At 62.8% G+C, this 9,678-nt stretch carries 10 protein-coding genes and 1 pseudogene; 9 read left to right on the plus strand and 2 right to left on the minus strand.

The features are described 5' to 3' along the window. Positions 1-39 precede the first annotated feature (39 nt). From NVV77_RS08930 to NVV77_RS08965, 8 genes and pseudogenes are all read left to right on the plus strand, one after another. Complete coding sequence (locus NVV77_RS08930) at positions 40-1,911, plus strand: peptidylprolyl isomerase (protein ID WP_295412228.1); 1,872 nt, start codon at positions 40-42, stop codon at positions 1,909-1,911. Between the two features lie 36 nt (positions 1,912-1,947). Continuing rightward, positions 1,948-3,456, plus strand: coding sequence for an anthranilate synthase component I (gene trpE, locus NVV77_RS08935; RefSeq protein ID WP_295412230.1), 1,509 nt, complete (start codon positions 1,948-1,950; stop codon positions 3,454-3,456). Positions 3,457-3,633: 177 nt separating this feature from the next. Beyond that, on the plus strand, positions 3,634-4,233 hold the full coding sequence (locus tag NVV77_RS08940; RefSeq protein WP_295412232.1) for an aminodeoxychorismate/anthranilate synthase component II: 600 nt from the start codon (positions 3,634-3,636) through the stop codon (positions 4,231-4,233). Positions 4,234-4,292: 59 nt separating this feature from the next. Further along, positions 4,293-5,253, plus strand: a pseudogene (gene trpD / locus NVV77_RS08945) (anthranilate phosphoribosyltransferase). Further along, on the plus strand, positions 5,250-6,062 hold the full coding sequence (gene trpC, locus NVV77_RS08950; protein ID WP_295412233.1) for an indole-3-glycerol phosphate synthase TrpC: 813 nt from the start codon (positions 5,250-5,252) through the stop codon (positions 6,060-6,062). The pseudogene trpD and the gene trpC overlap by 4 nt, the downstream one beginning before the upstream one ends. Then, on the plus strand, positions 6,062-6,544 hold the full coding sequence (gene moaC / locus NVV77_RS08955; protein WP_295412235.1) for a cyclic pyranopterin monophosphate synthase MoaC: 483 nt from the start codon (positions 6,062-6,064) through the stop codon (positions 6,542-6,544). Before trpC ends, moaC begins: the two co-directional genes overlap by 1 nt. Beyond that, the gene (locus NVV77_RS08960) at positions 6,541-7,086 is read left to right on the plus strand and encodes a hypothetical protein (protein ID WP_295412236.1); all 546 of its coding nucleotides are present in this window, start codon (positions 6,541-6,543) and stop codon (positions 7,084-7,086) included. Before moaC ends, NVV77_RS08960 begins: the two co-directional genes overlap by 4 nt. Next, entirely contained in the window at positions 7,040-7,744 is a 705-nt protein-coding gene (locus NVV77_RS08965; protein WP_295412238.1) for a molybdopterin molybdotransferase MoeA, read from the plus strand. The genes NVV77_RS08960 and NVV77_RS08965 overlap by 47 nt, the downstream gene beginning before the upstream one ends. Here NVV77_RS08965 and NVV77_RS21945 read toward each other — a convergent pair. Then, positions 7,741-8,493 carry a hypothetical protein gene (locus NVV77_RS21945; protein WP_367178604.1) on the minus strand — a complete coding sequence of 251 codons (753 nt, stop codon included), beginning with the start codon at positions 8,491-8,493 and terminating at the stop codon, positions 7,741-7,743. The two genes, NVV77_RS08965 and NVV77_RS21945, sit on opposite strands and share 4 nt — an antisense overlap. A gap of 130 nt (positions 8,494-8,623) precedes the next feature. On the opposite strand from NVV77_RS21945, the gene NVV77_RS21950 reads away from it, so the two are divergent. After that, the gene (locus NVV77_RS21950) at positions 8,624-8,905 is read left to right on the plus strand and encodes a hypothetical protein (RefSeq protein ID WP_367178605.1); all 282 of its coding nucleotides are present in this window, start codon (positions 8,624-8,626) and stop codon (positions 8,903-8,905) included. Positions 8,906-9,004: 99 nt separating this feature from the next. Here the strand turns inward: NVV77_RS21950 and NVV77_RS08975 are convergent, their stop codons facing one another. Further along, positions 9,005-9,226: a DUF2798 domain-containing protein gene (locus tag NVV77_RS08975; protein ID WP_295412239.1), complete on the minus strand. Its 222-nt coding sequence runs from the start codon at positions 9,224-9,226 to the stop codon at positions 9,005-9,007. Positions 9,227-9,678 lie beyond the last annotated feature (452 nt).

The following is a 9,678-nucleotide window of genomic DNA, read 5'->3' on the forward strand; positions in this document are numbered from 1 at the left end:
TTCGGGTAAAGCCTCAGACCCCAAACTGGAACGTTCGAAATGCTCGATGGTTTGCGTAGCTTTGCAAAATCCTGGCCGGGGAAAATCCTGGGGGCATTTCTGCTAGTGGGTGTAGCCGGCTTCGGTATCAACAACGTGATCACCGATCTCGGCAGCAATACCGTGGCACGCGTGGGCGACCAGGAAATCACCTCTCGCGAATTCTTGCGGGCCTACCAGACCCAGGCGAACAACCTTGCCAACCAAATCGGCCGCGTGCCGACCGTGGCTGAAGCCGAGGCCATGGGTCTGCCGACCTATGTGCTGATGAACATTTCGCAGGGCGAGGCGATGAATGTGCTCGCCAACCAGCTCGGGCTTGGCGTTTCTGACGCAAAGCTGGGCGAGATGCTGCGCGCCGACCCGTCCTTCCAGGGGACGCTGGGTAATTTCGATCCGGCGATCTTTACGCAGGTTCTGCAGGCCAGCGGCTGGACAGAGTCCGAATATTTCGAGACGCGCGGCAATGAAGCCAAGCGCGAGCAGCTGATCTCGGCGCTCTTTGCCGAAAAGACCCTGCCCGACGTGGCCCAGGGCCTGATCAACGACTATGCCGGTACGCAGCGCACGATCGACTATATCACGCTGACCGATGCCAATATCGAGACGCCGGCTGCCCCGACCGAGGAAGAGCTGACGGCTTACCTCACCGAGCACCAGGCCGAGTACCGCACGGTGGAAACTCGCAAAGTGCAGATGCTGGACCTGTCGCTGGCCTCGCTCGCTGCGACCAAGACGATCGAAGAAGACGCGATTGTCGCCGAATATGAACGCATCAAGGCGACGCTGACGACGCCGGAAAAGCGCACTATCGAGCAGGTCGTGCTCAATGCAGAGCAGCATACCGCTTTCGAGGCTGGCCTTGCTGAGGGCAAGGATTTTGCCACGCTGCTGACCGAAAACGGCCTGACGGCGACGAGCCTTGGTACGCTGACCCAGGCGCAGGTGACGGACACGGCGCTTGCGACCGCTGCCTTTGGCCTTGCGCAAGGTGGTGTGACGCTGATCGACGGCGTGACCGGCAAGCGCGCCGTGCACGTTGCCGCGATCGAGGCAGCCGGCCAGCCAACGCTGGAAGAAGCGCGCGAGCAGATCGTGACCTCGCTGTCGATGGCTGCGGCTCGCAACGAAATCAACGACATTCTCGACCAGATCGAAGAACTCCGCGCAGCCTTCCGGCCGCTGACGGAAATTGCCGAGCGTTTTGGGCTCGATCTCTATGAGGCCGACGTGACCTCGGGCGGCACGCAGCTGGAAATCCTGCCGAACCTGCAGGCCGAAGAGCGCACCAAGGTGAGCCAGGCCATTTTCAAGGCGACCGCTGGCCAGCTGACGCCGTCGATTCCGCTGAGCGGCAATGCGCATGTGTTCTTCGATCTCGTCGAAGTGCTGCCGGCGCGCGACCAGACGCTGGACGAAGTGCGCGAAGACCTGACCGCGACGCTGATTGCCGAGCGGACCAATAATGCGCTGCTCGCCAAGAGCGAAGAAATCGTTGGCCAGCTCAACGGTGGTTCGACGCTGGCCGACCTGGCGCTGACGCTGAACCTCTTCCCGCAGCTTTCGCCGCCCTTCTCGCGCTTCGGCTCGGATGATGGCAGCATCGATAGCGTCATTGCGCAGGCCGCGTTCAATGGCGGACCGGAGCACAAGGGCTCGGTGGTGAGCAGCACGGGCGAGTTCATCGTCTTCGAGGTGGTGGAAAACACCGTGCCGACCGAACCGCTGGAAACCGCGGCAGCCGACAACCTGCAGAACGAAGCCAAGAGCGGGGTCTATGGCGACTTCGTCGGTGCTGTGCGTGATGATGCAGGCCTGAGGATCAACCAGCAGGCGCTGCAGCAACTGCTAACTCTCAACTTCGGCCAATAGAACCGAGCCGCTTTACCACCAACCGTAGAGACCACGATGGGCGACGATTTTTCCACGCGTTTTGCAGAGCAATATGAAGCCGGCAAATCGCAGATCGTCTGGCGTCGCATCGTGGCCGATCTCGAAACGCCCATCGGGACCTATCTCAAGCTGGCGCAGGAACGGACCCACTCGTTCCTGCTCGAAAGCGTGCAGGACGGGACGACGCGTGGGCGCTATTCGATCATCGGCCTGCTGCCGGACCTGATCGTTCGGGTCGAGGACGGCACAGCGAGCGTCAATCGGCAGGCGCAGCTTGATCCCAATGCCTTCGAGGTGATGACGGAAAAACCGCTCGACGCGCTGCGCGGGCTGGTGGCAGAAAGCCAGATCGAAGTGCCGCCGGGGCTGCCGCCGCAATCGGCCGGGATCTATGGCTATCTCGGCTATGAGATGGTCCGCTACATGGAAGTGCTGCCCAACAGCAATCCGGACGATCTGCAGACTCCGGAAGCTGTGCTGATGCGGCCGTCGCTGCTGGCGATCTTCGATACGGTCAAGGACGAGCTTTATCTGACGGCGCCGGTCTATGTGAAAGCCGGGGTTTCGGCACGGCAGGCGCTGGAAGCGGCGGAAGCGCGGATTGACGATGCGATTGCGCGACTGGGTCGGGCGCTGCCGGCGACCCCTGCCCTGCCCGATCTCGAATCCATCGAGGTGACCAGCAACACCTCGCGCGAAGAATATTTCGAGATGGTGGCCCGGGCGAAGGACTACATCGCGGCGGGCGATATCTTTCAGGTGGTGTTGAGCCAGAGGTTTTCGGCCGATTTTACGTTGCCGCCGACGGCGCTCTATCGGGCGCTGCGCCGGACCAATCCCTCGCCCTATATGTACTTCCTCGATTTCGGGGATTTTGCCGTGGCCGGGTCGAGCCCGGAAATTCTGGTGCGGGTGCAGAACGGCGAAGTGACCATTCGGCCGATCGCCGGCACGCGTAAGCGCGGGGCGACGCCGACGCGGGATCAGGAACTGGCGGCGGAACTGCTGAGCGATCCGAAGGAACTGGCCGAGCACCTGATGCTGCTCGATCTTGGGCGCAATGATGTGGGTCGCGTGGCGGAGACGGGTTCGGTTAAGGTGACCGACAAGTTCTTCCTCGAATACTATTCGCACGTGATGCACATCGTCTCGAATGTCGTGGGCAAGCTCGATCCGCAATATGACTTTGTGGATGCGCTGTCGGCGGGGTTCCCCGCGGGCACGGTTTCGGGTGCGCCGAAGGTGCGGGCGATGGAAATCATCGACGAACTCGAAAAGTCGCGGCGCGGGATTTATGGCGGTTGCGTCGGGTACTTTGGTGCCGATGGGACCATGGATACCTGCATCGTGCTGCGCACCGGGATCGTCAAAGACGGCAAGCTTTATGTGCAGTCGGGCGCCGGGATCGTCGCCGATAGCCAGCGCGAGCTGGAACAGCTCGAATGCGAGAACAAGGCGCGTGCCCTTTTCAGCGCGGCAGAAGAAGCGCTACGCTATGCCGGCGAAGCGGGAGTGGGACAGTGAGTTTTGTGTGTTTTGAAGCAAGGGATTCCCGCTTTCGCGGGAATGACACGGTGAGTGTGGAAGCACTCGGCGTCATCCCCGCGAAAGCGGGGATCTCCAATCGATGGCGGGGTCAACTCTGAAACAGAGATTCCCGCTTTCGCGGGAATGACACCGTGGATTGGAGAAGGCCCCAAAATGACAAAAACCCTCGTCATCGATAACTACGACAGTTTTACCTACAATCTCGTCCATTTCCTGGGCGAGCTCGGCGCTCAGATTACCGTGCGTCGCAATGACAAGATTACCCTTGAAGAAATCGCCGCCATGGCGCCGGAGGCGATCGTGCTGTCGCCCGGGCCGTGCACACCGACCGAGGCGGGGATTTGCCTTGCCGTGATCGACCGGTTCAAGGGGCAGATTCCGATGCTGGGCGTGTGCCTGGGACATCAGGCCATGGGCCAGGCGCTGGGCGGCGACGTCATTCGCGCGCCGCATCTGGTGCATGGCAAGACCAGCAAGATCAACCATACCGGAAAGGGTATTTTCCGGGGATTGAATGCGGGTTTTGAGGCGACGCGGTATCACTCGCTGATCGTCAAGGCAGAGACGCTGCCGGACGTGCTGGAAGTGACGGCGACGACGGATGATGGGCTGATCATGGGGATGCAGCACAAGACGCTGCCGCTGCATGGGGTGCAGTTCCACCCGGAAAGCATTGCTTCGGAAAATGGCCATGCGCTGCTGCAGAATTTTCTGAACATTGCCCGTGACTTCAACGGGCAGAGGGCCGCGTGATGGATATCAAGCAGGCTCTGCACAAGATTTCCGAAGGGCGTGATCTCGCGGGCGAGGAAATGCGCTCGGTGATGCGGCTGATCATGGAAGGGGAAGCGACGCCGGCGCAGCTCGGTGCCTTCCTCATGGGCATGCGCATCAAGGGCGAAAGCGTGGGCGAGATTGCCGCCGCGGTTTCGATCATGCGCGAAAAAGATGGTGCCGGTGGATGCGCCCGAGGATGCCGTCGATATTGTCGGCACGGGTGGCGATGGCGTCGGCACGCTGAATATTTCGACCGCGGCTTCGTTCGTCGTGGCGGCGACGGGTGTGCCGGTGGCCAAGCATGGCAATCGGGCGCTGTCTTCCAAATCGGGTTCGTCGCAGGCGCTTGAGGCGCTCGGCGTAAAACTCGACCTGACGCCGGCGCAGATTGGCGAATGCATCAGGAAGGCCGGGATCGGCTTCATGTTTGCCCCTTCGCATCATCCGGCGATGAAATATGTGGGCCCTGCCCGCGCTGAACTCGGCGTGCGGACGATGTTCAACTTGCTGGGGCCGCAGTCCAATCCCGCGAGCGTGCGTCGCTACGTGCTTGGGGTCTATTCCGAGCAGTGGGTGGAGCCGGTGGCGGCGGCGCTGCTGGCAAACCGGGCGGTAAAGGCCTGGGTGATGCATGGAAGTGACGGGCTTGATGAGCTGACCGTGACTGGGCCGAGCTTTGTGGCGCAGATTGCCGATGGCGATTTGCGCAGTTTTGAAGTGACGCCGGAACAGGCGGGGCTGAAAAGGCACGAATTGAAGGATATTCTCGGGGGGACGCCTGAGGAGAATGCCGCGGCGATCCATGCGCTGTTTGACGGCGCGGAAGGCGCTTATCGCGATATCGTGCTGCTCAATGCCGCCGCGGCGCTGATCGTGGCCGACAAGGCGGACGATCTCAAATCAGGCGTTGCCATGGCGAAGGAAGCCATCGACAGTGGCGCGGCGAAACAGACCCTGGCCAAGATCGTGGCCGTTTCCAACGGACAGAATGCATGACCGACATTCTCAAACAGATCGAAGCCTATAAGCGCGAGGAAATCGCGGCGGCAAAGTCGATGCGACCCTGGGCGGAGGTTGTTGCCCAGGCGCATGACCAGCCCAAGCCGCGTGGTTTTCTGAAGGCTCTGAAGGACAAGCGGGCGAAGGGGCAATATGGCCTGATCGCCGAGGTGAAGAAGGCGAGCCCGTCCAAGGGTCTCATTCGGGCCGATTTCAATCCGGCGCAGATTGCGCGGGACTATGAGACGGCTGGGGCGGCTTGCTTGTCCGTACTGACCGATCGGCCGAGCTTTCAGGGTTCGCCGAGCTATCTGATCGAGGCGCGGGCGGCGACGAAGCTGCCGGTGCTGCGCAAGGATTTTCTGTTCGAGACCTATCAGGTGGCGGAAGCGCGCTCCTGGGGGGCGGACTGCATTCTGATCATTCTGGCGGCGGTCGGCGACGACGTGGCGCGCTATCTGCTCGATGCCTCGGAAGAATGGGGCATGGATGCGCTGGTGGAAGTACACGACCAGCTCGAGCTGGATCGGGCGCTGGCGCTGGATTCAAAATTCATCGGCATCAATAACCGCAATCTCAGGACGTTTGAGACGACGCTGGACACTTCGGTGCAGCTCGCCGTGGGCGTGCCTAGCAATGTGCTGCTGGTGAGCGAAAGCGGCATCGTCAATCATGACCATGTGCGCATGCTCGATGAGAAGGCCGGAATCGGCACGTTCCTCGTAGGTGAGAGCCTGATGCGGCAGGACGATGTGGTGGCGGCGACGCGGGCGCTGTTGCAGGGCGTGCCCGAGACGGTGCGCTGATGAGCGAGCGGCGCCTGACCCATCTCGATGCCAAGGGCGAGGCGCATATCGTCGATATCGGCGAGAAGGCGATCACGCGGCGGCGGGCAGTGGCGCAGGCGCGGCTGAGCGGCGAGGCCGAGACGATTGCGACCATTTTGGGTGGTGGGCTCAAGAAGGGCGATGCGCTGGCTGTGGCGCGCGTTGCCGGGATCATGGGCGCCAAGAAAACCAGCGACATCATTCCGCTTTGCCATCCGATCCCGCTGACCAAGGTGAGTGTGGAGATCGAGGGCGAGACTGAGACGACCATTCTCATCCGTACTGTTGCCGAGACAACGGGGCAGACAGGCGTCGAGATGGAAGCGCTGACGGCGGCGACGACCGCGGCCCTCACGCTTTACGACATGGCCAAGGCGCTCGACCGGGCCATGGTGATTTCAGACATTTGCCTCATCGAGAAATCGGGCGGCAAATCGGGCGATTATCGAAGAGAATCATGAGCCTGCTTCCGGTTGATGAAGCGTTGAATCGCATTCTGGCACGAGTGCCGGATGTGGTTGGCGAGAGTGTTGTACTGGCCGAGGCGGCGGGGCGCGTGTTGGCCGAACCGGTGGTGGCGAGCCATGACCAGCCGCCGTTCAATGCGAGCGCCATGGATGGCTATGCCATGCGGGCGGCCGACGTGGCCGAGGGCGTCTGGCTTAAGATTGTTGGCATGTCGCAGGCGGGCGCCGGTTTTGCCGGCGCGGTTGGCGTCGGCGAGGCGGTGCGGATTTTTACCGGCGCGCCGGTGCCGGAGGGTGCCGATACCGTCATCATGCAGGAAGAGGCGGAACGGAACGGGGATTTTGTTCGGTTTACGGCCCCTGCCCGGCTTGGTCATAGCGTGCGGCCGCGGGGTTATGATTTTGCAGTTGGCCGGACGATCCTCGAGCGTGGGACGCGGTTGGGGGGCGTTTCAGGTGGCGGTCGCTGCGGCGGCAAATGCGGGAATTGTGACTGTCGCTCGGCGGCCGAAGATTGCGCTGCTGGCGACGGGTGATGAGCTGGTGCTGCCGGGGACGGCATTGGGGCCGGACCAGATTGTGGCTTCCAATAGCGTTGGACTGGCGGCGGCGTTGGCGCCTTCTGCCGAGGTGGTGACGGATTTCGGGATTGCGCGGGATAGACGCGAAGATCTCGATGCGGTGCTGGAGCGGATTTTTGCCAGCGAGCCTGATGTGGTGGTGACCACAGGTGGGGCCAGTGTCGGCGAGCATGATCTCGTGCAGGCGGCGCTGCTGGACCACGGCGTGACGCTGGATTTCTGGCGGATCAATATGCGGCCGGGCAAGCCGCTGATGTTTGGCGCGCGCGGCAAGACGCTGGTGTTCGGGCTGCCGGGCAATCCGGTTTCGGCCATGGTGACGGCCGAGCTTTTTGTGAAGCCGGCGCTACGGCACTGGCTGGGTCTGGCGGATGTGGAGCCGCTGCGATTGCCGCTGCTGGGGCCGACGCCGCCCAATACGGCGCGGCGGCATTTTATGCGGGCACGGGTTTTGGTGCGCGATGGCGTGACAGGATTGTTGCCGATCAATGAGACGGATAGCGGGCATACATCGTCGCTGGCGGCAGCAGATGCGCTGATTGTGCAGCCGGAGTTCGATCCGGGGCAGCAAGCGGGCACGGTGGTTTCTGCATTGCCGATCGGGGCGATCTAGGTCGGTCGACGCTGGTTGAGCAGAACTAGAAGCCCCAGCGCCAGACCTGAACAAACCAACGAAGCGATGAGAACAGCTTGAGGACCGATGCCGTCTAGCAGCGCGATGAGCGCTGGAGGCGCGGCGGCGGAGATCAGGTTGAGCGGCAGAGCGATGCGCGTCAGGGCGCGGGCGTATTCGGCCTTGTCGTAGAAGACGAGTGGCATTGTGGCGCGCGCGACGGCCAGGGCACCAGCGCCGATGCCGTAGACCACGATGAAGCTGACGACGCCGCCCCATGAGGCGCCGAAGACCAGCAGCAGGATCAGCGACAGGACGAGAGCCGGCGCGGCGACGAGGGCTGTCGAGAGGCCGTCCCAGCGGGTGCCGCCGAGAAGATCGAGGGCCCGGGCGGCGACCTGGATGATGCCGAGGGAGGAGGCGAGGCCAACGGCGAGGTCTGGTTGGACGCCGAGACTTTTCAACAGCTCGATCAGGATGGCGGAAAAGCCGAAGGTGACGAAGGCGTTGAGCGCGATCGCCGCGGCGACGAGGTAAAAGGTGGTTTGTGCCGGGGCGGCGGCGGGTTCCGTGGTTTTGGCCGGAGGGGCGGCGGCGGTTTGAGGGCGCGGGAGGCCGAGGGCGTAAAGGGCTGCGGCGAAGAGTAGAAGAGCCGCGAAGATCAGGCAGATCGTGCGCCAGTCGGTGAGGCCGGCGAGATAGGCCGTGGTGGGCCAGAAGATGGTGCCGGAGAGGCCGGAGGCCAGCATAAGGAGGCCGATGGCGTTTTTGGCGCGGGCGCCGAGGGCCTCGTTGAGGGCGATGTGGGAGGCGGTCGAGAGGGAGGCGGAGCCCGCGAGGCCCGAGGATGGCCCAGGCGAGAAAATAGGGAATGGTGCCGTGGCTGGCCGCGAGAAGGATGAAACCGAGCGCGGACATAAGGGAGCCGGCGGCGAGCAGGGTGCGGGCGCCAAAACGGATGAAGGCAGAGCCGAGGAGCGGGGCGCAGAGGCCCATGGTGACGTAGAAGACCGACGTGCCGGCGAAGATGACCGGCTGCGGCATGTCGAGATCGGCGGCCATGGTGCTGCCGAGTACGGCGAGGAGGCCGACGGTGCCCCAGCCGATATTCTGGCCGATGGCGAGGATGATGAGGTAGCGGAGGATGACGGGCACGGGTGATCGACGGCGGGAGGGAACTAGCCGATATCGTGGTGCTGTAGAGGTTTGATGAAGGCCTGTCATCTCAGGATGGGCCCCGGCTTTCGCCGGGGTGACGTGTCAGGCGCTCGGGGCGGGTGCGATGGTGTGCGCCAGCTTGAAGGCGAGCGGTGTGACGACCTGGGTCATGATGAAGGCGATGGGCCAGGCGGTGATGAAGCTCAGCGGCCAGTGGGAGAGGAAATCGGGGCCGACGGAGATGAAGCCCATGATGCCGGACATGGAAAAGGCCATGCCGAAGGTGATGAAGAGCTGGGCGAGGAAGAGGGTTTTCTTGGGCATTGAGGTTCCGTCGGTGAAGAGGCTGACGGAGAAAAGTCCCGGCCAGCACCATCTTCAGGGTTGAAGGTATGGTGCCTGTGGGACGCGGAAGCGTCGAAACCGCGGATGCGGGCCGGGATACCAACCGGCGACGTCTTTTCGGCTTGGGTGGTTTAGGGGGCTTGGCGAGTTGAGGCAACCGGCGGGTGTGGATGGGAGGCTTGCGTTGCGAGGGGTGGTGGAAAAGGGAAAAGTGATAGCAAGCGGATGATTCAGGGGAGCCACCATCCAGCGTGCGGCGGCGTGGACCACCGGGACGAGCCCGGTAGTGACGATCGAAGTGAGGGCGTGTCCGAGGAAACAGAGATCCCCGCTTTCGCGGGGATGACACCGTGGGGTGGTGGGGCATTTGCGCGCAACGCCCCTCACCCGGCGCTGCGCGCTGCGCCCGGTGACAGAGAGTGGGTAAGAAA

The sequence above is a fragment of the Devosia sp. genome (genome assembly GCF_024707125.1).
Taxonomy (GTDB): Bacteria; Pseudomonadota; Alphaproteobacteria; order Rhizobiales; family Devosiaceae; genus Devosia.

Coding starts and splice junctions, on each gene's coding strand:
- NVV77_RS08930 (WP_295412228.1), top strand. CDS start 40: ATGCTCGATGGTTTGCGTAGCTTTGCAAAATCCTGGCCGGGGAAAATC.
- trpE (WP_295412230.1), top strand. CDS start 1,948: ATGGGCGACGATTTTTCCACGCGTTTTGCAGAGCAATATGAAGCCGGC.
- NVV77_RS08940 (WP_295412232.1), top strand. CDS start 3,634: ATGACAAAAACCCTCGTCATCGATAACTACGACAGTTTTACCTACAAT.
- trpC (WP_295412233.1), top strand. CDS start 5,250: ATGACCGACATTCTCAAACAGATCGAAGCCTATAAGCGCGAGGAAATC.
- moaC (WP_295412235.1), top strand. CDS start 6,062: ATGAGCGAGCGGCGCCTGACCCATCTCGATGCCAAGGGCGAGGCGCAT.
- NVV77_RS08960 (WP_295412236.1), top strand. CDS start 6,541: ATGAGCCTGCTTCCGGTTGATGAAGCGTTGAATCGCATTCTGGCACGA.
- NVV77_RS21945 (WP_367178604.1), bottom strand. CDS start 8,493: ATGCTGGCCTCCGGCCTCTCCGGCACCATCTTCTGGCCCACCACGGCC.
- NVV77_RS08975 (WP_295412239.1), bottom strand. CDS start 9,226: ATGCCCAAGAAAACCCTCTTCCTCGCCCAGCTCTTCATCACCTTCGGC.